Source organism: Streptomyces sp. NPDC014676 (genome assembly GCF_043084105.1).
Classification (GTDB): Bacteria; Actinomycetota; Actinomycetes; order Streptomycetales; family Streptomycetaceae; genus Streptomyces.
On record NZ_JBIBZI010000014.1, the window covers coordinates 76,090 to 97,893 of the forward strand.

At 70.6% G+C, this 21,804-nt stretch carries 22 protein-coding genes and 4 pseudogenes; 10 read left to right on the forward strand and 16 right to left on the reverse strand.

Translation table 11 applies throughout. From position 1 onward, the window contains the following. Positions 1-172: 172 nt before the first annotated feature. The 3 genes from ACF1DX_RS30815 to ACF1DX_RS30825 are packed head-to-tail and all read right to left on the reverse strand — an operon-like array spanning position 173 to position 1,739. On the reverse strand, positions 173-589 hold the full coding sequence (locus ACF1DX_RS30815) for an arsenate reductase ArsC (RefSeq protein WP_391794422.1): 417 nt from the start codon (positions 587-589) through the stop codon (positions 173-175). Continuing rightward, on the reverse strand, positions 586-1,362 hold the full coding sequence (locus ACF1DX_RS30820; protein WP_391794423.1) for an aquaporin: 777 nt from the start codon (positions 1,360-1,362) through the stop codon (positions 586-588). The genes ACF1DX_RS30815 and ACF1DX_RS30820 overlap by 4 nt, the downstream gene beginning before the upstream one ends. Further along, the gene (locus tag ACF1DX_RS30825; protein ID WP_391794424.1) at positions 1,359-1,739 is read right to left on the reverse strand and encodes an ArsR/SmtB family transcription factor; all 381 of its coding nucleotides are present in this window, start codon (positions 1,737-1,739) and stop codon (positions 1,359-1,361) included. Before ACF1DX_RS30825 ends, ACF1DX_RS30820 begins: the two co-directional genes overlap by 4 nt. Positions 1,740-1,825: 86 nt before the next feature. Here ACF1DX_RS30825 and ACF1DX_RS30830 point away from each other — a divergent pair, with 86 nt between their 5' ends. Further along, positions 1,826-2,299 carry an ArsI/CadI family heavy metal resistance metalloenzyme gene (locus ACF1DX_RS30830; RefSeq protein WP_391794425.1) on the forward strand — a complete coding sequence of 158 codons (474 nt, stop codon included), beginning with the start codon at positions 1,826-1,828 and terminating at the stop codon, positions 2,297-2,299. A gap of 204 nt (positions 2,300-2,503) precedes the next feature. Here ACF1DX_RS30830 and ACF1DX_RS30835 read toward each other — a convergent pair whose 3' ends face one another. Next, on the reverse strand, positions 2,504-3,094 hold the full coding sequence (locus tag ACF1DX_RS30835; RefSeq protein ID WP_391794426.1) for an ATP-binding protein: 591 nt from the start codon (positions 3,092-3,094) through the stop codon (positions 2,504-2,506). Positions 3,095-3,195: 101 nt separating this feature from the next. Between ACF1DX_RS30835 and ACF1DX_RS30840 the strand changes: the two are divergent. Further along, positions 3,196-3,626: pseudogene (locus tag ACF1DX_RS30840) on the forward strand (MFS transporter); the annotation flags it as partial. Positions 3,627-3,813: 187 nt separating this feature from the next. Here ACF1DX_RS30840 and ACF1DX_RS30845 read toward each other — a convergent pair. Both ACF1DX_RS30845 and ACF1DX_RS30850 read right to left on the reverse strand, forming a co-directional pair. Continuing rightward, complete coding sequence (locus ACF1DX_RS30845) at positions 3,814-4,188, reverse strand: PIN domain-containing protein (RefSeq protein ID WP_391794428.1); 375 nt, start codon at positions 4,186-4,188, stop codon at positions 3,814-3,816. Then, on the reverse strand, positions 4,185-4,439 hold the full coding sequence (locus tag ACF1DX_RS30850) for a hypothetical protein (protein WP_391794429.1): 255 nt from the start codon (positions 4,437-4,439) through the stop codon (positions 4,185-4,187). Before ACF1DX_RS30850 ends, ACF1DX_RS30845 begins: the two co-directional genes overlap by 4 nt. Before the next feature lie 513 nt (positions 4,440-4,952). Between ACF1DX_RS30850 and ACF1DX_RS30855 the strand changes: the two genes are divergently transcribed. Then, positions 4,953-5,450, forward strand: coding sequence for an HAD domain-containing protein (locus tag ACF1DX_RS30855; RefSeq protein ID WP_391794430.1), 498 nt, complete (start codon positions 4,953-4,955; stop codon positions 5,448-5,450). Between the two features lie 82 nt (positions 5,451-5,532). Here the strand turns inward: ACF1DX_RS30855 and ACF1DX_RS30860 are convergent, their stop codons facing one another. Beyond that, the gene (locus tag ACF1DX_RS30860) at positions 5,533-7,611 is read right to left on the reverse strand and encodes a DUF262 domain-containing protein (protein ID WP_391794431.1); all 2,079 of its coding nucleotides are present in this window, start codon (positions 7,609-7,611) and stop codon (positions 5,533-5,535) included. A 224-nt stretch (positions 7,612-7,835) separates the two neighbouring features. Continuing rightward, positions 7,836-8,360, reverse strand: a complete 525-nt coding sequence (locus ACF1DX_RS30865) for an ATP-binding protein (protein WP_391794432.1) — start codon at positions 8,358-8,360, stop codon at positions 7,836-7,838. A gap of 162 nt (positions 8,361-8,522) precedes the next feature. Here ACF1DX_RS30865 and ACF1DX_RS30870 point away from each other — a divergent pair, with 162 nt between their 5' ends. Both ACF1DX_RS30870 and ACF1DX_RS30875 read left to right on the forward strand, forming a co-directional pair. Beyond that, entirely contained in the window at positions 8,523-9,395 is an 873-nt protein-coding gene (locus ACF1DX_RS30870) for a Scr1 family TA system antitoxin-like transcriptional regulator (protein ID WP_391794433.1), read from the forward strand. Beyond that, positions 9,392-9,628, forward strand: a complete 237-nt coding sequence (locus ACF1DX_RS30875; RefSeq protein ID WP_391794434.1) for a DUF397 domain-containing protein — start codon at positions 9,392-9,394, stop codon at positions 9,626-9,628. The genes ACF1DX_RS30870 and ACF1DX_RS30875 overlap by 4 nt, the downstream gene beginning before the upstream one ends. Positions 9,629-9,748: 120 nt before the next feature. On the opposite strand, the gene ACF1DX_RS30880 is transcribed toward ACF1DX_RS30875, so the two are convergent. After that, entirely contained in the window at positions 9,749-10,438 is a 690-nt protein-coding gene (locus ACF1DX_RS30880; protein WP_391794435.1) for a class I SAM-dependent methyltransferase, read from the reverse strand. Positions 10,439-10,457: 19 nt separating this feature from the next. Here ACF1DX_RS30880 and ACF1DX_RS30885 point away from each other — a divergent pair. Continuing rightward, a pseudogene (locus ACF1DX_RS30885) lies at positions 10,458-12,863 on the forward strand (Tn3 family transposase); the annotation flags it as partial. A gap of 98 nt (positions 12,864-12,961) precedes the next feature. Here ACF1DX_RS30885 and ACF1DX_RS30890 read toward each other — a convergent pair. Further along, the gene (locus ACF1DX_RS30890; RefSeq protein ID WP_391794436.1) at positions 12,962-13,840 is read right to left on the reverse strand and encodes a helix-turn-helix domain-containing protein; all 879 of its coding nucleotides are present in this window, start codon (positions 13,838-13,840) and stop codon (positions 12,962-12,964) included. Positions 13,841-13,969: 129 nt separating this feature from the next. Between ACF1DX_RS30890 and ACF1DX_RS30895 the strand changes: the two genes are divergently transcribed. The 4 genes and pseudogenes from ACF1DX_RS30895 to ACF1DX_RS30910 all read left to right on the forward strand — a co-directional run bounded on the left by ACF1DX_RS30895 (position 13,970) and on the right by ACF1DX_RS30910 (position 17,108). Further along, the gene (locus tag ACF1DX_RS30895; protein WP_391794437.1) at positions 13,970-14,896 is read left to right on the forward strand and encodes an alpha/beta hydrolase; all 927 of its coding nucleotides are present in this window, start codon (positions 13,970-13,972) and stop codon (positions 14,894-14,896) included. 80 nt (positions 14,897-14,976) lie between these two features. Further along, a pseudogene (locus ACF1DX_RS30900) lies at positions 14,977-15,536 on the forward strand (oxidoreductase); the annotation flags it as partial. 52 nt (positions 15,537-15,588) lie between these two features. Further along, positions 15,589-16,254 (forward strand): NAD-dependent epimerase/dehydratase family protein, encoded by a 666-nt coding sequence (locus ACF1DX_RS30905; RefSeq protein ID WP_391794438.1) that lies wholly within the window; start codon positions 15,589-15,591, stop codon positions 16,252-16,254. Positions 16,255-16,442: 188 nt separating this feature from the next. Then, positions 16,443-17,108 (forward strand): recombinase family protein, encoded by a 666-nt coding sequence (locus tag ACF1DX_RS30910; protein ID WP_391794439.1) that lies wholly within the window; start codon positions 16,443-16,445, stop codon positions 17,106-17,108. Positions 17,109-17,630: 522 nt separating this feature from the next. Here ACF1DX_RS30910 and ACF1DX_RS30915 read toward each other — a convergent pair. From ACF1DX_RS30915 to ACF1DX_RS30940, 6 genes and pseudogenes are all read right to left on the reverse strand, one after another. Then, entirely contained in the window at positions 17,631-18,209 is a 579-nt protein-coding gene (locus tag ACF1DX_RS30915) for a suppressor of fused domain protein (RefSeq protein WP_391794440.1), read from the reverse strand. A gap of 50 nt (positions 18,210-18,259) precedes the next feature. Then, the gene (locus tag ACF1DX_RS30920; protein ID WP_391794441.1) at positions 18,260-19,165 is read right to left on the reverse strand and encodes a hypothetical protein; all 906 of its coding nucleotides are present in this window, start codon (positions 19,163-19,165) and stop codon (positions 18,260-18,262) included. A gap of 316 nt (positions 19,166-19,481) precedes the next feature. Next, a pseudogene (locus tag ACF1DX_RS30925) lies at positions 19,482-19,889 on the reverse strand (sugar nucleotide-binding protein); the annotation flags it as partial. 36 nt (positions 19,890-19,925) lie between these two features. Then, on the reverse strand, positions 19,926-20,111 hold the full coding sequence (locus ACF1DX_RS30930; protein ID WP_391794442.1) for a hypothetical protein: 186 nt from the start codon (positions 20,109-20,111) through the stop codon (positions 19,926-19,928). Further along, positions 20,108-20,851 (reverse strand): recombinase family protein, encoded by a 744-nt coding sequence (locus ACF1DX_RS30935; protein WP_391794443.1) that lies wholly within the window; start codon positions 20,849-20,851, stop codon positions 20,108-20,110. Before ACF1DX_RS30935 ends, ACF1DX_RS30930 begins: the two co-directional genes overlap by 4 nt. Before the next feature lie 226 nt (positions 20,852-21,077). After that, positions 21,078-21,713, reverse strand: a complete 636-nt coding sequence (locus ACF1DX_RS30940; protein WP_359434189.1) for a TetR/AcrR family transcriptional regulator — start codon at positions 21,711-21,713, stop codon at positions 21,078-21,080. Positions 21,714-21,804 lie beyond the last annotated feature (91 nt).

Here is a 21,804-nt window from a genome sequence, read left to right on the forward strand (position 1 = left end):
CGGGACGTCCCCCGTGATCGACACAACGTCGCCGGGGCGTCCCGCCCCGGCTTCAGCGCCGGCCGGCGAACCCCGGTACCGGCGGTCCGGCCCGCCCACGGTCCGGCAGGGCACCGGTCCCGGGCCCGCCCCGGCCGCAGAGGCGCGATGTGCGGGCCGGTCCCGGTGGCCGTCACGCCGCTTTGATGCCGAGTTCGGTGAGGAGGCCGCGGATGCGCTGCTCGATCTCGTCGCGGATCGGCCGGACCGCGGCGACGCCCTGCCCGGCCGGGTCCTCGAGCTGCCAGTCCAGGTAGCGCTTGCCGGGGAAGTAGGGGCAGGCGTCACCGCAGCCCATGGTGATCACCACGTCCGAGGACCGCACGGCCTCGGTGGTGAGGACCTTGGGGATCTCGGCGGAGATGTCGATGCCGACCTCGGCCATGGCCTCCACCACGGCCTGGTTCACCGTGTCGGCGGGGGCGGATCCGGCCGAGCGGACCTGGACCCGGTCCGCGCCGAGGTGGGTGAGGAAGGCGGCGGCCATCTGGGAGCGGCCGGCGTTGTGCACGCAGACGAACAGCACGGAGGGAACGGCGGAGGTGCTCATCGGGCCAGGCCGCTTTCTTCGGTGGAACGGGCGGGGGCGGCGGGCTGCTGCCCGGTGCGGGGGACGACGGCCTCGTCCTCGCCCGCGGCGGCCGGGCGGCCGAAGCAGACGGCGACCAGGCCGAGACCGGCGGCGGCGCCGATCAGCTGGGCGGCGAGGAAGGGCGGCACGGAGGCGGGGGCGATGCCGGCGAAGGTGTCGGTGAACGTCCGGCCGATCGTGACGGCCGGGTTGGCGAAGCTGGTGGAGGAGGTGAACCAGTACGCCGCGCCGATGTAGGAGGCGACCAGCGGCGGCGCCAGGTGCGCGCGGCCGGCGCGGGCCAGGCCGAAGACGAGCCAGACCAGCCCCGCGGTGGCCACGGTCTCCGCCAGCCACAGGTGCCCGGCCCACCGGTCGTGGGTGGAGAGGCGCACCAGCGGCCTGCCGAACATGGCGTCGGCCAGCACCGCGCCGGCGATCGCCCCGGCGACCTGGGCGGGCACGTACACCGCGACCTCGCGCAGGGCGGGGCCCTCGCCGGTGCGGCGGCCGGTGAACCAGGCGGCGAGGGTGACCGCCGGATTGAAGTGCGCCCCCGACACCGGGCCGAGCAGGGCGATCAGCACGCCGAGGCCGAAGACGGTGGCGAGGGAGTTGGCCAGCAGTTGTGTTCCCACATCGTGGGTCAGTTCGGTGGCCTGGATGCCGGAGCCGACCACCACCGCGACCAGCGCGGCCGTCCCGAGCCCCTCGGCCACCGCCCGCCGTGCCAACGGCGCGGGCGCGCTCACGCCGGGACCTTCGCGGGAACGGCGGGGATCCGGAGCAGGTCGGACAGCTTCGCCAGGGCCTCGGGCAGCACCCAGTAGTACACCCAGGTTCCGCGCCGCTCGGAGCCGACCAGGCCGGCCTCCCTCAGCACCTTCAGATGGTGGGAGATCGTCGGCTGGGAGACCTCGAACGGGCCGATGAGGTCGCACACGCACGCCTCGCCGCCCTCGTACGAGGCGATCAACGACAGCAGCCGCAGCCGGATCGGGTCCGACAGCGCCTTGAACATCCGCGACAGCTCGGCCGCGGCCTCCTCACCGAGCGGCTCGCGGACCATGGGCGCGCAGCACGCGGCATCGTCCTGTCCGAGCACCGGCAGACCAGCTTGTTTCGACATTCTTCAATATTGACAGCCGTCGATCCCGGTGGCAAGGTCGACTGTATCGACAGACATCGAAACAAGCCGTCCGATGGGAGACCGCCATGTCCCGTGTCCAGCTCGCCCTGCGCGTCGCCGACCTCGACGCCTCGATCGCCTTCTACTCCAGGCTGTTCGGGACCGAGCCGGCCAAGCGCCGCGAGGGCTACGCCAACTTCGCCGTCACCGAACCCCCGCTCAAGCTCGTCCTCATCGAGGGCGAGCCCGGCGAGGACACCCGCCTGGACCACCTGGGCGTCGAGGTCGCCTCCACCGAGCAGGTCGACGCCGCCACGACCCGGCTGAAGGAGGCCGGGCTGGCGACCTTCGAGGAGAACGACACCTCCTGCTGCTACGCGCTTCAGGACAAGGTGTGGGTGACCGGCCCCGGCAAGGAGCCGTGGGAGGTCTACGTCGTCAAGGCCGACGCCGACCGGCTGGGCAAGAGTCCCGTCGCCGGCGGTGACGCCTGCTGCGCCGGGCAGGAGGCGGGCACCGCGCCGGTGCCGGCTGCCACGGGCTGCGCCTGCGGCGGCTGAACGGCGACGCTCACTCCTCTTCCGGCTCGTCCTCCCGCGCGGCAGGCGTCACCGACCATGCGGCCGAGGAGGTCCCCGCTGCGGCGGACCGAGACCGGCCTTGACGCCTGCCACCTCCACACCACGGGGCCGGGCACCAGAACCGCGGGTCGGGAGCCGGCCGGGCCGCTCCCCCCGATGCGGCCCGGCCGTGCCGCCCCGCGGTCACGGAGCCGACCGGTCCTCGCCGTCGCGCTGATCGTCGAGGCGGACAGCCAGGGCGGGCCAGTGCTCGGACCACCGCACCAAATCGCCCGCGGTCAACGACCACCGCGAACGCAGGGCTTCGTCCGGCAGGAAGCGGACGCAGGTCCCCGTGGTCCCGTCGGCTTCGACGGGCCGCAGACCGGTCACCGGGACGCCGTGCTCATAGCGCCGGCTCCAGGATCCGTTGAGACGACGGTTCGTATGAATCAGCCACTCGCTGAGCGCTGCGACGACGGACATGCCGCGACGCGGATGTCCGTCCGGAAGCCGCTCCGCCTCCGGGAGGTCGAAGAACCGAAGATCCTTCGTGGCCATGACCGGCTTCTTCACCACGTGGCCGTGCTCGTCGACCCGAGTGTCGGTGCCCCGGCCGTCGTCCTTCACCGACACCGAGCCGTCGGCATGCAGCGTGACCACACACCGTCCGCCGCCCCGGCTCGCCGCCTCGTCAGCGGCGTAAGCGACGACCTCGAGAACAAGGTGTCCGGGTCCGCCCGGCGCGAACTCCGCGGGCCCCCGGCGGATCCGGTCGAGATGGTCCACGTCCACGGTGCCGGCCCAATCGTGCGTGGTGCTGACCCAAGAAGCCCTTGATCCGTCCATCCGGCAAGTATCCGCCGGGTTCCCGTTCAGACTGCCGCGACGAACCGCTCGGCCTCGCGCTCCGGCCGGCGGTCGGGAACGTCGCCTTCCTCGCCGTGGAGACCGTCCTCGCCCTCTTCGCGCACGACCGTTTCGGCACCGACACCCACGGCTTCGGCCTGTTCCTCACGGCGGAGGCCACCGGCGGCCTGCTCGGTGCGGGCATCGCCTCCCGCCTCGGCCGACAACTCGGCACCGGCACCGCACTGACCTGCACGGCCGCGGTCGAAGGGCTCGCCATCCTGGGCCTCGCTGCTGCCCCGAACCCGTACGCGGCCGGCCGGCGCCCGCCGTCTGCGGGGCCGCCATGGGGGCCACGATGGTGCTCGGGCCCTCCCTGAGGCAGGCGATCGTACCGGCGCACCTCATGGGCCGGGTCGCCTCCACCTCCCGCATGCCGGCCATGTGCGCCGCCCCCGTCGGGGCCTTCCTCGGCGGCCAGGGCCTTGGAGCGGGCCCGGGCGCGGGCGGCTCGGCGTGGTGGTCGCGGCACAGGGCCACCGAGGCGGCCGCGAGCAGGTCACACGACAGTTCCACCGGGTACAGCCCGGTCGAACGAGGCGCTGCCCGACGGACCGGCCGGGCGGGGAACTCTCCCTGCTTCGCGGTTCGGGGCGGGCGTCGGGTCAGGTGGGATTCAACGGAGTGATGCCGGTGCCCGCGTACAGTTCGGGTTCCAGGGACAGGACCGTCAGCGGCTCTCCCGCCTTGACCGCGTGCCAGGCGATCGCCGCCGCGTGAGCCACCGGCCAGTCCGTGCTCGCCCAGCCCATCGCGTCCGCCGCGTGCGCAGCGGTGAACGGGACATTCTCGGCGAATCGCAGGGATGCCGCGTGCCTGCCAGCGCCGGCGTCCTGCCGCTCGGCGGCGACAAGGGAGAGCGACGGGATCAGGACGCGGCCGGTGCCGCGCGAGGCTTCGACGTAGAGGCCGGTGAAGAAAGGGTCCGCACGGTACAGGGCGGTCAGAGCGGTGTGGTCCAGGACGGCCGTCAGGTTCATGCTGCGGCGTCGCCCTGGTGGGCGCGGATCCTCGCCCAGGCGTCCTGGCCGGCCTGCCGCACCTGCTCGCCGTACTCGATACCGAGCTCACGGGCGGCCTCGACAGCACGCTGCTCCCGCTCGGCCGCCGTGAGTTCGCGGCCGGCGAGCTCTTCCAGCAGCTCGGTGATGGTGGTGCCGCGCTCTTCGGCGAGGACGCGCAGTCGGTCCCGCACTTCCTCGCTGGTCTTGATGCTCGTCGGCTTGCCCATACCTCCGATTCTACCCGCGGTAGAACTCCGCGAGCAGCCGGACGCCCCCAGCGCATCCCGGCCGCCGTCGACCTCGCCCACCCCTCTTCCCGTGTGCTCGCACGGAGTACCGAGGGTGTACCCATGCTCGCGCCCGGCGACGACGGACAGTGAACCCGACACCGCCGGCCGGCGGGATCGTCGGTCGGGCATGGGCGACACGAGCACTCCTTCGGGCAAAGAGCCGCATGGAGAAGAAGGACTCCTGCGAGCAGCCCGCACCGGAAGCGGCGACGCGCGCCGCCGGGCGTGGGCCCGTGGAACGGCGGCGAACGTTTCGACGGGCTCGGACCTGGGCGGACGAGAAGCACGATGAGCCGTAGCCCCGCACGGTCAGGAGGAGCGGGGCGTCCGGCGAAGGTGAGGGCCCGGACGACGTCCTGCCCCCGCCGGGGTCTCGAGGGCGCGATGCTCCGTGCGTACGGTGTGGGTACGACCCGCCGCTCCTGCCGTCACCTGCGGCAAGGTGGCGGCATGACCATGCACCGTGACCGCCCCCTGTTCTTCCTGGACGTCGACGGGCCACTCCTGCCCTTCGGTGCCGGCCCGCAGTACGCGCCGACGGGCACCGGACCGAACGCGCACCTGGCACGCCTTGACCCGAGGCTCGGACCGCGGCTCGCAGCGCTGCCGTGCGACCTGGTCTGGGCCACCACCTGGGGAGAGGAAGCCCATACCGAGCTGGCGCCGCGGCTCGGTCTGCCGCGGCTTCCGGCCGTGCTCTGGCCGGAGCCCTCGGCCGCCCACGTGCACGAAGACCAGTGGTTCGGGCTCCACTGGAAGACCCGAGCCATCGTCGCGTGGGCGGACGGACGCCCGTTCGCCTGGGTCGACGACGAGATCACCGACGCCGACCGGGACTGGGTGTCCGCCCATCACCCGGCGCAGGCGCTCCTCCACCACGTCGCGTCGTCCCGCGGTCTGACCGACCAGGACTTCACGATCCTCGGTCCGTGGCTGCGGGCCGCTTGACGTTCTCCGCGACAGCCCGCGGGGAGCCGTCGCAGAGCTGTCCGGGCCGTCCGACGATCACTCGCTCCGCCACGGCGGCGGGTCAGATGATCTTGCGGGCGGACAGCGGGCTGGAGCCGGGAACGACCCGTATGCCGGGAACGGTGCCGCTGTGGAGTCTGGCGGCCACCGCGCCGGCGCTGATCTCGCCCGCCTCGTACTGACTGGTGCGTACCGCCACGATCTGCGCGACCGTCAGGACGCTCCCGACCGGGAGACCCGCGAAGGCCTCGCGCATGTGGAGGGCGACGTCACGGCGGGTCTGGGGCACCTTCACCGTCGCCGGCCTGCCGACGGGCGCGCTCTCCTGTGTCGCCGGCCCGGAGGCCGGAAGAGCGGGTGCGCCTCCCTCCGGGCGCTGCCAGCGACGGCAGAACGCCTCCGTCAGATGGTCCGCCCGGGCCAGGATGGTCTCCTCGTCCCACCGCGCGGCCAGGGAACGGTTCAGGGACAGCGCGCTGTGCTGGAGGATCTCGGCCCGCTTGTGCTCCCAGGGGCCGTTGGAGACCGCCGGGTTGAGCTTGCGGGTGAGCAGCGTCAGGTTCCCCAGGGTATGGACGAGTGCCTCCCTGCGTTGATGAGCCTCGACGCTGCCGCGGCCCGCGTCGTCGGGAAGCGGCCAGTGCGCCTCCCAGGACTGGGGCAACAGGTGCTCGATCGTCAGTTCCCCGTCGTGGACGATCCGCTCGGTCTTGCCCGAGTACAACGTGGCCTCCAGCTCGGCCAGCACCAGCCGCAGCCGGGCGCGGGTGAGGTGCTTGTACAGCGGTTGTGAGCGGAAGACGTCCCGGATGTCACGGTCGCGGGGCCAGTAGCCGGAGTCGGCGTCCTGACGCAGCAGGAAGTCGGTCACCACCGCCGGGTCGTCCTTGGCCTTCAACTCCTTGAGCAGTTCCAGGAAGAGCCGGTTGTAGTTCTTCGTCGTCAGCCGGCAGACCGTGCGACGCAGCAGATAGGAGTCCAGGGCCCGCATCGCATCGGCCCGGTCGTCCTCGTCGAAGCGGGTGACCAGCCACAGCAGCACGGGCAGAACGGTGTTGGCGTCCAGGACACCGACGGTGCGCAGGAGCCGGCCCTCCGGGGTGGCCGGCTGCTCCTCGGCCGTCAACTGCCGGTAGGCGCCTGCCCGGTCCACCATGCGCCGCATCAGGTCGACCAGGGGCGTGCCGGAACCGGCCACGTACCTGCGGAAGGTCAGGAACAGCTCGGGAGCCAGCACCTCTTCGGCGAGCTCGCAGGTCAGATACTGCGTGAGGAAGACGTCCAGCCGAGGGCGCTTCAGCCTTCCCTGCCGCACCTCCTTGCGCCAGTCGGGCGTCTCCAACCGGGCCCACACGTCCCGGTAGAGCTCCTCCACCGGCAGCCCCTGCTCCTCCGCCTTCTGGAAGACCAGGTTTTTGACGAGGTCGGAGGCCTGCAGTGGGGTGCCGCGGTCGTTGAGCGCCTCGAAGATGACCTGGGCGTTGTCCTCGGGCTTGAGGTCGATGACGACGAGCTCGAACGTGTCGCGCAGCACGCGCACCACGGCGTCGAAGATCTCGTCCACCGTGTATGCGTACGTCAGCTCCTGTACCCACTCGACGGTGCGGTCGCGGAAGAACCAGTACGCCTGGACGATCGCCGAGGCGCCCGGAGCGGCCGGTGCCGCGACGTCGGTGGCCCGCCGCAGCCGGCCGTCCACGATGTCGCGAAAGGACGCCCTGTCGATGTGGGTGGGCCACACCTTGTAGAGGGCGTACGGGTCGTCGGCCATGTCGTCGTCGTTGGCGGTGAGCTTGGCGAGCGCGCGCACGTACCTGTCGTCGACCTCGAGTTCCCTCGCCACGTCGCGGATCGCCGCGAGGAGCACCTGCAGCGTCGTCAGCCGTTGCTGGCCGTCGATGACCTGCCGGGCGGGCATCGACCCCGTGGGGGTCGGCATCTGATCCAGCACCACGGCGCCGAGGAAGTGCGGATGTACCTTGTCCCCCGCCAGCCTCCGGCGGACCAGAGCGGTGACGTCCTCCCACAGCGGCCGCCAGTTCCTGCCTTCGGTCCATACGTACGGCCTCTGGAAGACCGGTACGACAAGCCGCTGGTCCGGTCCGAACAGTCCGCGCAGCGTCATCGATGCCGCATCCACCGCTGCCCCCGTCTCTCGTGTCTCCGCCCGCCCCGTCGACCCGGGCAGGCGCTCAGCAGGAACAGGAACAGGAGACGGCCGGATCCCGTCCCTGCCCGGCCCCGCCGCCTCGCCCCGGCCTCCGTCCTCCCGCGACGGGAAGGCCGGCAAGATCCTACCGAGCGGCGCCGCTCACAGCAGACTCATGACGACGCCTTCCGGTAGCGCTGACGGCCCAGTGCCGGTCAAGGAACGCGGGGAGGACGGTCCCCGGCCCCTGCCGTCCACCGCCCGGCCCCGGCGGTCCCCCGGACGCACTCCGCCCACACCGTCTTGCCTCCCGGGTGGTGGGGCTCGCACCCCCACGCATCGGCGAGCGCGGTGACCAGGAGCAGGCCCCGCCCGGACTCGCTGCCGCCGTCGGCATCGGTGTCGGCGTCCGGCGTGCGTACGGGCAAACGGTCGCCGCGCGCGTCGGTGACCTCGACGCGCAGGGTGGTGGGTGTCAGGGTGAGGGCGAGACGTGCGTCCCTGCCGTGCACCCGGCCGTGCAGGGCGGCGTTGGCGGTCAGTTCCGCGATGAGGAGGGACGCCGTGGCCGTGTCCTCCTCGCCGGACGCCGCCTCCGGTTGTTCCCACTGCGCGGCGAGCCAGCGCTCGGCGGCGTGGCGGGCGCCGTGCGCGCCCCGCGCCGTGGCGGGGAACAGGGTGCGGAAGTGGCGGGTGAGTACGGCCGGTTCACCGGGTGCGGTGACAGTTTCCTGATTCACCTCACCGAGAGTGATCGACGCGTCCTACCGTGTGGAGCGTTCCGGGCGGTACGCAGGGTGACTGTCCCGGTGCGGACGGTGCGAAGTACGGGCGTACGGCCATGACCTGACCGTGCTGTCGCCGGTTCGTCCTCAGCACAAGGAACAAGGTGGTGGTACGGCATGACAGCACAGCCGGGTGCGGGGGTTCCCACGGGCGGCGAGACGGACGGCACGGACGGGGTAGCGGACCTGTTCCGGGCCCTCGGCCGCCAGATCAAGGTCGCCCGGGAGCGGGCCGGACTGAGCCAGAAGGAACTGGGCGACCGGCTCGGGTACGGCGAGGAGACCGTCTCCTCCGTCGAGCGCGCCCGGCGCACCCCGCAACCGGAACTCCTCGTCGCCGTGGACCGGTTGCTGGAGTGCGGGGGCCTGCTGGCCTCCGCGGCGGAGGACGTGGAGCGGGCGAAGACACGGCGAAGGGTTCGCCATCCGGAGTGGTTCCGGGACTACGCGCGGCTGGAGGCGGAGGCGGTCGAACTGCGCTACTTCGCCAACCAGGCGGTGCCCGGCCTGTTCCAGACCCCGGACTACGCCCGCGCCGTCTTCGCCAGTCGACAGCCGTTCTTCGATGAGGAGACCATCGAACAACGGGTGATCGCGAGGATGGCTCGGCAGGAGTTGATGACACGATGGCCACCGCCGACCGTAAGTGCGACCATCCAGGAAAGCATTCTGCGCCATCCCTTCGGTGGGCCGGACGTACAGCGCGGACAGCTGGAACAACTGCTGCGGACAGGCCGCTTGCGTCATGTGGAGATCCAGGTCATGCCTACCGCGAGTGAAGAGCACGCAGGCATGGGCGGACCGTTCACCCTGCTCACCCCGAAAGGCAAGCCACAGGTGGCCTATCTGGAGGTCCAGCACATCAGCCGCCTCATCACTGACCAGGAAGAGGTACGCGTCCTGGCCGCGAAACATGGCAGCATCCGAGGGCAGGCGCTCACCCCGCGCGAGTCCCTGCGCCTCATCGAGAAGATGCTGGGAGACCTATGAACACCGAACAGTCCGCACGGCTCACCTGGTCGAAGAGCAGCTACAGCGGCGACGAAGGCGGCGAATGCGTCGAAGTCGCCCCCGACACCACCTCCATACACGTCCGCGACTCCAAGGACCGCGGCGGACCCCGGCTCGCCTTCCCGCGGAGTGCGTGGTCGGGTTTCGTCGCGGGGCTGGGACGGGGCGGGGTCTTCCTCGGCGCAACATTCGACAGTAGCGGCCGGTACTGACAGTTCAGGGCGGCCAACTACTCGACTGTGCAAAGCTGTTGGGCGGCAGCCGACGATTTTCGGCGACACGGCGCGCGATGAATGCCCCGGCGATACCTCCCGTGCCGGCGAGGGAGCACGTCAAGCGAGGGTGTCGGTAACCCTTGTTCCAGGCTTCGCCGGCTTCCGGGCCAGGAGGTACGCCTGCTGACCTTGCCGGGGCTTCTCCTGCTCGTTCGGCTCGCGGATCAGCCGGGCATCCACCAGCAGCCCGGTCTGACCCAGCAGCTCGGCGATGCGGTCGGGAGAGACCCAGTAGACGTCGAGGGACAGCTCATGCCCGTATGCGTTCTCCAGGTTCCGGAGCCTGTCACCGGCCTTGAAGGCGATCAGCAGATGGCCGCCTGGAGCAAGCACGCGGTGGAACTCCGCGAACACGACCGGCAGCAGCTCCGGAGGGGTGTGCACGGTGGAGTACCAGGCGATGACGCCGCCAAGACTGCCGTCAGCCAGGTCCAGGTCGGTCATCGACCCTTCGTCGAATCGCAGCTCCGGATGCCTGCGCCGGGCAACCGCAACCGTTTGCGGGGACAGGTCGATGCCGAACGCGGTCACCCCGAGGGACTGAAGGTGTGCTGTCACGTGGCCGGGCCCGCAGCCGAGGTCAGCGACGGGCCCGGCGTCGAGAGCCCGAGTGAGTTCGGCGAACGTGCTTATCATCGCGCGGCCGTACAGGTCGTCCTCGAACGCGGGGGGCACGAGCTTGGCGTAGTTTTCGGCAACGGTGTCGTAGGCCACGCGGGTGGCATGCAGGCAGGTCGGCTCGGTCATGGCTGAGGACACTAGCGGGCTGGGGCGGGTGAATCTCGCATCGGTGCCGGTGAACCGGCTGAACACGCTGGCCCGGTACGGGCAGCTGAGCAAGGCGCAGACGATCGAGCGGGCGCCGGAGCCGCGGCAGACCGCTCTGTTGACGGCGGTGGTGCGCCAGCTGGAGGCGCAGGCGGTTGATGACGCGCTGGACCTGTTCGCAGTGCTCATGGCGACTCGGCTGATCAGCCCCGCACGGCGGGCGTCGGACCGGGACCGGTTGGCGATGCTGCCGCAGTTGGAGAAGGCGGCGCGCATCCTGGCGAAGGCGTCGAAGATCCTGACCAAGGAGCTGGACCTGGTCACCGAGGCCGGGACGGACCTGGACGTGGGCGCGCTGTGGGCGGCGGTGGAGGAGGCCGTGCCGCGTACGGCGGTCGCTGGGGCGGTCGCGACTGTGGAGGCTCTGGTGCCGGAGGACGACGGGTCGGCCGAGGCGGCGATGCGGGAGAAGCTGGCCCTGCGGTACAACACGGTGCGCCCATTCCTTTCCCTGCTGGGTGAGTCGGATGCGCTCGGCGCGGCCCCGGCCGGGCGGCGGGTGCTCGCGGCGGTGCGCCGGTTGCCCGCGCTGTCACGGCGGCGGGTGAAGGACCGGCCGCTGCTGCCCTGTGAGGTCGACGCCGAACTCGTGCCGGCGATGTGGAAGCGGGCGGTGTTCTCCAACTCCAAGCTGCCGCAGGGCTCTGTGGACCGTGACGCGTACGTGGTGTGCGTGCTGGAGCAGCTGTACCGTGCGCTGAACCGGCGGGACGTGTTCGCCTCGCCGTCGAACCGGTGGGCGGACCCTCGCGCGAGGCTGTTGGACGGGCCGCGGTGGGAGGCGATGAAGGCGGACGTGCTGGCGGGCATGTCACTGTCCGAGGACGCCGCCGAGCACCTGGACCAGCTGGTCCGGGGCCTGGATGCTGCGTGGCGGCAGATGGCCGACCGGCTGGAGGAGGCCGGGGACGAGGCGAAGGTGGAGGTCGTCGTCCCCGAGGGCGGCGGCCGGGCCAAGTTGTCGGTGGACAAGTTGGGTGCGGTGGGCGAGCCGGAGTCGCTGACCTGGCTGAAGCAGACCACCGAGGCGATGCTCCCCAGAATCGATCTGCCGGACCTGCTGTTCGAGGTCCACTCCTGGACCGGCTTCCTGGACTTCTTCAAGCATGTGTCCGACCGGCCCACCCGCATGGAAGGGCTGCTCGTCTCCCTGGTGGCGCTGCTGGTGGCCGAGAGCTGCAACATCGGCCTGACCCCGGTCATCGACGCCACCACCACCAACAAGGCGCTGACCCGCTCGCGGCTGTCTCACGTGGATCAGAACTACCTGCGCGCGGACACCATCGCCGCGGCGAACGCCGCGCTGATCACCGCGCAGTCCCGTATCGAACTGGCCCAAATGTGGGGCGGCGGGCTGCTCGCCTCCGTCGACGGGCTGCGCTTCGTCGTCCCCGTCAAGAGCATCAACACCGCTCCCTCACCCAAATATTACGGATACAAACGGGGCCTGACCTGGCTAAACGCCGTCAATGACCAGGTCGCGGGGATCGGCGCGATGGTCGTACGCGGCACCCCGCGCGACAGCCTGTTCACCCTGGACACCCTCTTCAACCTCGACGGCGGCGTGCGCCCCGAGATGGTCGCGACGGACAACGCCTCGTACTCGGACATGGCCTTCGGCCTGTACAAGATGCTCGGCTTCCGCTTCGCCCCGCGCTTCCGCGACCTCGCCGACCAGCGGTTCTGGCGGGCTGACCTCCCCGGGGGCGAGGAGCTGGCCGCCGGGTACGGGCCACTGGAGGCCCTCGCCCGCAACAAGGTCAACCTGAAGCGCATCGCCACGCACTGGCCGGACATGCTCCGCGTCGCCGGATCGCTCATCACCAACCAGGTCCGCGCCTACGACCTGCTGCGGATGTTCGGCCGCGAGGGCCACCCCACCCCGCTGGGGGCTGCGTTCGCCGAGTACGGCCGCATCGACAAGACCATGCACCTGCTCGCCCTGGTCGACCCGGTCGACGACACCTACCGGCGTCTGATGAACCGGCAGCTGACCGTCCAGGAGTCCCGCCATCGCCTGGCCCGCGCGATCTGCCACGGTGGCCGGGGCCAGATCCGTCAGGCATACCGCGAGGGCCAGGAAGACCAGTTGGCCAGCCTCGGTCTCGTGCTCAACGCCGTGGTCCTGTGGAACACCCGCTACCTGGACGCCGCCGTTGCCCAGCTCCGCGCCGAGGGCCACGACATCAGGGACGAGGACGTGGCCCGCCTCTCCCCGCTCAAGGACCGGCACATCAACTTCCTGGGCCGCTATTTGTTCAACATCAAGGCCAGCGGGCCCGGCCAGGGCCTGCGGCCCTTCCGGGACCCGGACGCGGAGGAGGACGCCGAGGACGAAGCCTGAGTACCGCATCCGCTGCCGGCGGCCGGCCGCCGTGGTTGCCTGCGGGCCGCGGCGTCCAGCCCTTCGGGTGGCGGGTCCGGACGCGTCGGATCGCCGGATCAGTCGTGGGGGGTGTCGGCCGGATGTGTAGTCGGGGCGGGGGCGGTCTGCCAGGAGCTGAGGATCCGCAGTGCGTGGTCCTCAGGGGTGCCAGGTTCGGCGGTGAGGACCATGAACATGACGTCGGGGTCGTTCGGACTGGTCCAGGTGTCGCAGTCGAGGGTGAGGGGGCCGACGAGGGGGTGCCGATAGCGTTTGAGGCCGTGGGTGGTGTCGGAGACGATCCGTCCGTTCCACCACTCGCGGAATTCGGGGCTGCGTACCGACAGCTCGCCGACCAGCGTGGCCAGGCGCGGGTCGTCGGAGTTGCTGGCCGTCTCCATCCGCAGCAGTGCCGCGCTGAGCCGGCCCGCGTCCTCCCAGTCGGTGAAGAGGCTGCGCATGGCCGGGTCGAGGAACAGCAGTCTGGTGTAGTTGCGCTCGGATGGCGTCAGCTTGCCGAAGTCCTGGTAGAGGGCCGCTGCGGCCGTGTTCCAGGCGAGAATGTCGTTGTAGCGGCCCAGCACCATCGCCGGAAAGTGGCCGAGGGCGTCGAGCATCCACTGCACCGACGGCCGCACCCGATGCCCAGTGCGGCGGCGCGGGGCGGGGGTCTTGCCCGCCAGCTCGTACAGGTAGGCCTGCTGTGCCTCGTCGAGCCGCAGCGCCCGTACCAGGGAGGCAAGGACGGTCGCGGAGGCCCGCACGCGCCCCTGCTCGATGCGGGTGTAGTAATCGGTGCTCATCGTGGCAAGGCGGGCGACCTCGTCGCGGCGCAGCCCCGGGACACGCCGCAGGGTTCCGTCATCGGCGAGACCCACCTGCGCGGGCGTCAGCTCGGCCCGGCGAGCCTTGAGGAACGCACCGAACTCGGATCGGGATGAACGCGAATCGGACATGACACCACTATGCGTCCACCGTGCCGCGGACTCGGGCCGTCAAGGGGGGAAAGAATCTTCCCCGGCACGCCTTTCCCAGGCAGGAACCTTCCTCTCCCGCACACGGGTCACAGCGGGCACGGTGGGGTCATGCGAACCGATGTGACCTTCACCAGCGCCGGGATCCCCCTCGCCGGCCACCTGTACACCCCCGACACCGCTGCCGCCGGCCCGCTCGCCGCCGTGGTCGTCGCTCACCCCGGCGCCGGCGTCAAGGAGCAGACCGCCGGCGCCTACGCCCAGCGACTTGCCGACGCCGGATTCGTCGCGCTCACCTACGACGCCGCCTACCAGGGCGAGAGCGGCGGCACCCCCCGAGGCACCGAGGACCCCGCCCAGCGTGTCGAGGACATCAAGAACGCCGTCTCCTACCTCACCACCCGCCCGGAGATCGACTCCGACCGGATCGGCGCCCTGGGTATCTGTGCCTCCGGCGGCTACGTCATTCCCGCCGCGGTCACCGACCACCGCATCCGCGCGGTCGCGACGGTCAGCGCCGTCGACCTCGGACTGTACTTCCGGGTCGGCCCCGACGGCACCCAGGACCCCGCCGTCCTCCAGGCGCTGCTCGACGCGGCGGCCGCGGCACGCACCACCGAGGCGGCCGACGAGCCGCTCCCGACGATGTCCGTGCTCCCAACCGAGGAAGAGGCACGCGCCGGCGGCCGCTACTCCTACGAAGCCTGGGAGTACTACAGCACCGACCGCGGCCGGCACCCGCGCCAGGCCGGCGAGTTCACCTTCTCCAGCGTCGACAAGATCGTGAACTTCGACGCCTTCCACCTCATCGGCCTGCTCGCCCCGCGACCGCTCCTGATGGTCGCCGGCAACGAAGCGGCCACCGCCTGGATGTCCGAGGAAGCGGTCAAGAAGGCGAACGAGCCCAAGCGGCTGCACTGGGTCGAAGGAGCCAGTCACGTCGACCTCTACGACCGCTACGTACCCCAGGTCGCCACCGAACTCCTCCCGTTCTTCACCCAGAACCTCGCGGCGCAGACCGCGCACGCGACGGTCTGACACCCTCCGGCGGAAGCGGTCGCGTGGTCCGGGCGACATTCGCGGCCACGCAACCGCTCCCGTTCGCCATGAAAGGGAAGCAGTTCGGCGTCAACCACCTCGGACACTTCGCGCTCACCGGCCTCCTGCTGGAGGTACTGCTGCCTGTGCCCGGCTCGCGGGTGGTGACCGTCAGCAGCTTCGGCCACCGCATCCAGGCCGACATCCACTTCGACGACCTGCAGTTCGACCGTTCCTACAACCGCGTCGCCGCCTACGGGCAGGCCAAGCTCGCCAACCTGACGTTCACCTACGAACTCCAGCGCCGCCTTGCCCGGCACCACACGACGATCGCCGTCGCCGCCCACCCCGGCGCCGCCACCACCGAACTCCGGCAGAACCTGCCCCGCCCGCTGCGCAAGGCCGCGGACCTGGAGCTCCAGCTGATCACCCAGCCGGCCTCCATGGGCGCCCTGCCCATCCTGCGCGCGGCCACCGACCCCGCCGTCACCGGCGTCCACTACTACGGCCCCGCAGGCATGGGCGGAACCCGCGGCTACCCCGAGCCGGTCGCCTCCGGCAAGAAGTCCCACGACACGACGGTCCAACAGCGCCTCGGGGCGCATCCGAGCAGCTCACCGACGTCCGCTTCCCCGTCTGACCCATCCAAGGCAATCCGGCCGACCACCCCGTACGGCAGAAAAAGGATCACTGTGCGCATCGTCATCTTCGGAGCCACCGGCATGGTCGGGCAGGGAGTGCTGGAAGCCTGCCTGCGCGACGAGGAGGTCACCGACGTCCTCGCCATAGGCCGTACATCCACTGGTCGCGCCCATCTCAAGCTCCGCGAACTCCACCACGAGGACTTCACCGACTTCACCGCCGTCCAGGACCATCTGGCCGGTTTCGACGCCTGCTTCTACTGCCTGGGCACCTCCGCCGTCGGTATGAACGAGGCCGACTACCGCCTGGTCTCCTACGACTTCCCCCTGGCCGCCGCCCGCGCCCTGCTGACCGCCAGCCCCGGCCTCGTCTTCACCTACGTCTCCGGCGCCGGCACCGACGGCACCGGCAAGACCCGCATGATGTGGGCACGCGTCAAGGGCGAGACGGAGAACACCCTGCTGGAGCTGTCACCGCGGGCCCACATGTTCCGCCCCGCGTTCATCCTTCCTCTGCCCGGCACCAGGGCGAAGACTGCGTCCTACGTCCTGCTGTACAAGGTGATCGGCCCGCTCTACCCGGTGCTGCGGCGCATCGCGCCGCGCTACGTCACCACGAGCCTGCAACTGGGCCAGGCCATGATCCGGACCGCACGCGGCGGCGTGTCCCGCCGTGTGCTGGCCACAGCCCACATCAACCAACTCGCCGCCTCCTGATGGCCGGCACCGTAACGACCACGGCGGCGACGCGGCAGAGAGGGAACCCTCCGAGCTTCAAAAAACCTTCGTTTTCTGAAGATCGCCCCGCAAGGCCGCCCGGACCCCCCACGGCCTTCAAAAACCCCTTCAAAAACCGGGCTCGTTCAACAACCTCGGACCACCGTTTTCTGACATGATCCGGGGCCATGACCGCCCCCGAACCGGCCGAGCCGGATCTCCTCGTCGCCGAACCGCTCGTCCGCACCGAGATCAAGATCGGATACGCCCGGGTCTCGACCAGCGGGCAGAAACTCGAACGACAGCTCGACGCACTCAACGCCGCCAGATGCCGGAAGATCTTCGCAGACAAGAAGTCCGGCAAGAACGCGCTCCGCCCCGAGCTGAAGGCGTGCCACGCCTTCCTCGACCCCGGCGACACCCTCGTCGTCCCGAGTCTGGACCGCTACGGCCGCAGCCTCCAGGACCTCATCAGCATGGTCGCCGAACTCCGCACTCGAGGCATTGGCTTCACCTCGCTGCACGAGAACCTCGACACCACCACCCCCGGCGGCCGCCTCGTCTTCCACGTCTTCGCTGCCCTGGCCGAGTTCATCCGCGAACTCATCGTCATCGGCACCAACGAGGGCCTAGCCGCCGCCCGCGAGCGCGGCCGGGTCGGCGGACGCCCCAGCGTCGCCACCGAGGAAGTCATCCGTGCCGCCCGCGACCTGCTGCCCGACCCTGGCCGCTCGATCACCTCGATCGCCAAGCTGCTGGGCGTCTCCCCGGGCACCCTCTACAACCACATCCCCGACCTGCGCGAGCTACGCGCCGACACAGTGCCCCGTCAGCTCGAAGCACCCGCGAAGTAGGCAGACCCAAGCAAGATCAATCTCAGCGGCACTTCCTGTACCGCAACTACTCACACCCGGGTCCGCTGCGCACCGAAACAGTCGGTCCGGCCGCAACCGCGGAAACCGCCGTCGCCATGGTCATCGCGAGGCTGCCGGCCAACGCGGGCCCGGCGTTCGTGGGAACCCCCGAACAGCTTGCGGCCCATGAGGCATCGCTCATCCCTCACCCGGCAACGACACCAGACGGTGAATGATCTCGACCACGAACACCTCTCGCCTCGCGTCGCCCGCTGAGGTGTATCGAGGCCGCTCCGCGGCCGGGGAGGACTTCGTGATGCCACGCCGGGTCTGCCACCGGTGGTGCCCGCGCGAGCTGATGGCCGCCCGCGGCGTGTTCACCGCCGCCGAGCTCATGCCGCACCTGGCCGAACGCGGCATCACGCTGTCCGCCTCCTCGCCCGCCTGGTCACCGGGGCCGGCGGAACCCGGAGCCGATACGCCCCCGGCGGGCACGAGCGGTGACTTCCGGAGGCCGGAACCTCAGGCGGCCGACGCCCTGAAGGGATCGGTGGGGACGATCCCTGCCTCGTCGAAGAGCTGCTCCAGCGCCTCGTGTCCGTGACGCCGGCGGAACTCGATCTCGGCTGTTGTCACGGGCAGGGTCCACAGGATGCGGGCGTGGCCTCCGGGAACGGGGCAGTGTTCCAGGTCGGGTCCGTGGAGGTAGGGCAGGCTGATCAACAGGTGATCGCAGGCTGACCCCGGCACCCACGGTTCACCGATCGGCATGCTGTGCTCCAGGCCGAGCCGGTGTCCTCCGCGGTGGTAGGAGGCGATCATCGCCATGAGGTCGACGAACCGCCGGTCGCGGACGTGGGCGGTCATGACGAACTCGAGGCCGTGACCGTCCTTCTCCGTCGCGGCCCAGCATCCGGCGGTCACATAGGCCCAGCCGTCGCCGCGGGGACCGGGGCCCGCGACGAGAACGCGCAGACCGGGCACCACCGCTCGCCGTTGCGGCCCGGGGTCGTGGTCGACGGCCTCCACGGAGTGCCCTGCGAAGAACGCCCGGACGTGTGCCTCGACGGCCTCCGCGGCCGGCTCCCTCGCATCACTCACCGCGAGATCATCCCAGACCGCGATCGGCCGCCCTGCCGGCTCACTCGGTGTCATGGGGCCGGGGTGGGCCCGGGGTGGTGGTTCTTCCTTCGTGACCGGTCGGCAGGCGGGGGGAGCGGGCCCTCGGTTCCGCAGAACTGTTCGAGTAGTAGTGGTGTGCCCAGTGCGGTGGCGGTCAGTTTGCGGTGGGCGGCTTCCAGGGTGCGTACGGCGGCGGGCAGGCCTGCGGGGAGTGCGGGTTGTCCGTCGCGGGGGCGGCCGGGTGAGGTGGTGATCCAGAGGTGTTCGACCCGTCCGCCCTTCAGGGCTGTGAGGTGGCCGGCGGTCAGGGCCTGGTGGGTGGTTTTCCAGCGGGTGAGGGCGTCGCGGGAGACGGTGTCCAGGGGGTACCACTCGCCGGCGGCCCGGGCGCGGGGCAGGGGGCGGTCCAGGTCCAGGTCGGTGAGCCGCATGGGGTGGAGTGTGCTGATGCCCTGTCCGGTGCAGACGGCGAGGGCGATGAGGGCGACCGAGCGCTGCCAGGTGGCTTCGAGGGTTCCGGCGGGGTGGTGGCCGGCGAGGAGGCGCAGGGTGCGGTGGGCTTCGGTGGGGGTGAGCCGTGGGGCGAAGTGGGGGGCGGGGGGCTGGAGGTCGAGGGGGTGGCCGTAGTGGCGGGAGAAGGTGTTGAGGGAGCTGGTGCGGGCGGCCATGGAGTTGGCGGCGGCGGGTGCGGTGGGGCCGTGGAGGCCGGGGCGGCGCCGGGTGGTGCCGCGCTGGGCGGCGGTGAGCCAGGCGAGGGCGTTGTCCTCGTCCAGGAGGTCTTCGGTGGTGAGCCGGTCGGTGTCGCACTGGCGTTGTGCGGCGAGCCAGGAGGTGTATTCCTGGAGGTAGGCGCGGCGCTGGCGTCGGGTGGCCTCGGAGCGCAGGGTGTCGAGGAACCGGTTCACGGCGGTGACGGCGCGGTCGGGGACGCTCATGAGGCGCCCGGCCCGGCGAGGTGGGTCAGCTTCGGCAACGTCTTTCCTCCTTGGCCGCATCCGACTGCAGTACTATTAAATAACAGCAAGTAGCTACTGATCATTCCGCTTCGTCCTCCGGCGAGCCCATCGTCTCGGCTCGTGTCGAACCGAAACGTACGTGTCGATCCGGTACGTACAATACGGTCCTCCGACCTCCCGGCCACATACGTTCCCGCCTCGGTCGACCCTGATTACAGGGTGTTCGGCTTCTTGCTTTTATTAACGAGAGTCGGGAGATCCGGTCACCTGCTGGGCGATCACGCCTTGGCCCGCAGAACCGCCGCGCGCCACGCAGCCTCGTGCTCAGCCTCCACTGGGTCACCCGGCTGTCCAGGCACCCCTCGAGGGCGCCGGGCAGCGCGCTGCGCACCCGAAGCCCGGAAGGCAGCCGGGAAGCGTCGAGCCCGTCACGCCCGGCACCGTACGGGGTGACGGGATCAGGCAGACAAAACTCGTCGTAGTGGACCCGGGCACCGGAGAACACCGCATCGCTCGACACGTGGACCAGGCGGCTTCCGTACCTCGCCGCGGCCATCGCGAGCCGGACAGGCCCCTCCGCGGTGACCGCCCAGTCGGCGGCACCGCTCGACGCGTTGACGACGAAGCGCAGGCGGAGCCCGGCCATGACGGCGTCGATACGCGCCGCATCCCGCAGGTCGAGCTCGTGCCACACCGGCCTCGGGGAACATCAGTACAGCGGTTAACCCTAAGCCGGTGATCATGGCCCGGTCGGTGTGAGCGCGATGACGCGGTTCTCGTACTCGCGGCGGGCCTTGCGCTGGGCCGGGATGGCGGGGGTGCCGGGGCCGCCGTCGAGCGGCTGGCAGCGGGTGAGGAGTCTGAGGTGCACGGCGGGGACGGCGCTGACGCGCAGGGTGTAGCCCTGGCCGCGGCGTACGGTCACCCTTGGTCGAGCGCGGCCCGCTCGGCTGGCTCCAGCTCGGCGGCGAGGAGGAAGTCGGCGACCTTGCCCGGCATGTCGAGGGTGACCGGCAGCTCCGGCGCAGGGGAGTCCTCCGCGGCGGCGGCGTGGTCGGGCAGGAGGTCTGCGACGGCGGTGCGGATGGCGCCGCGGCTGACGCTGTGGTCGCGGGCGAGGGCGGCGATGGACCGGCCTTCCAGGTACGCGGTGCGCACGTCGGTGGTCTTGTCGGCCGCCACGGCGGGGCGGCGGCGGCCTTTGCTGCCCTTGGCCTCGGCGGCGCGCAGTCCGTCGTAGGTCAGCTCGCGGTGGAGGTCGCGTTGGAGTTCGCCGGCGGCGGCGAGGGTCTGCACCATGAACTTCACGGTGGACAGCAGTTCGCCGGTGCGCGGGTGGCGGGCGGTGAGGTGCATGGCGGAGAACGCGCCGTCGTGGATGCGCAGGGCGACCTGGTCGCGGTGGAGGACGTCGAGCACGTCGAGGATGTGGCCGGTGCCGCGTACGAGGCGGAACATCTCGGCGATGTGCACGGTGTCGCCCGGCCGCGCGTAGGTGAGCAGTTCGCGGAACTTCGGGCGCTGAAGGGGGGGGAGACGGCTGGAGGTGCCGCCGTCCTCCTCGAAGACGACCGGGTCTTCGAGGCCGGCCTCGTCCAGGACGAGGTTCTGCCGGGCGGTCGACTGCTGGTCGGTCGAGACCCGCTTGTAGACCAGGTTCGCCACTCGGGGCCCCTTCCGTACGGAGGATCGGACCCTATCTGTCGTCAAACCCTGTCAGCTATCACCATCGGATTTGATTGGATTCGCGCCGCCTCGAACCCCCGGATTGCACGGGTTCATTGGGCGCGTCGCCCGCCTGTCGTCAAACGATCGTTTGCCGACAGGTATCCCGCGTGAAGGCGTCGCGGTCTTGGGCATTGTGCGTCAGTGTGGGAATTCCGGCTTCGGGTCAGGCCGGCGGGTCGGGGGTGTATCTGGCGAGCATGGTCTGGACTGCCTCTTCGACGGCGTTGTGGATGTCGGAGGCTGCGGGGTTCCAGCCGGTCAGCAGCATGCGGGGCCACAGGACGTAGTTAGCGATCATGCCGAGGAACTGGTTCGCGGCGCTCTCGGCGTCGGGCACATCAGCGTTGCCCGCCTCATGCTCGGATTCCAAGTAGTGCTGGACGGAGGCGAAGTAGGGCAGTTTGCCGAGCTGGAACTGCATCCGTCCCAGCTCGGGGAAACGAGGCAGTTCGGCGATGACGATCCGGAACAGACCTGCCATGCGGGGCTGGCCGATCAGGTCGGCGTAGCGGTGGCCGATGGCTGTCAGCCCGGAGCGCAGATCTCCCGCCTGCGGCCGCGCGGCGGTATCGCCGGCGTCGCGCTGCCAGGACTCGGTGACGATGGCCTCGAAGAGGGCCGCCTTGGTGGGGAACTGCTTGAACAGGGTGGACTTCGAGACCCCGGCTGCTTCGGCGATCCGTGCGAGGGAAGTGCCGTCGTAGCCACGGTTCAGGAACAGCTCTGTGGCCGCGGAGGTGATCGCCTCGCGCTTCTGCTGGGCGAGCCTGCGGTGATGCGCGGTGAGTTCTGCTGCCATGCGGAGAGTATGCCGCAGCCCCGAGGCGAGTCACTTGACTCGCCTCGGGGGCCCGCTTACGGTGCACCAGCAAGGCGAGTCGAGTGACTCG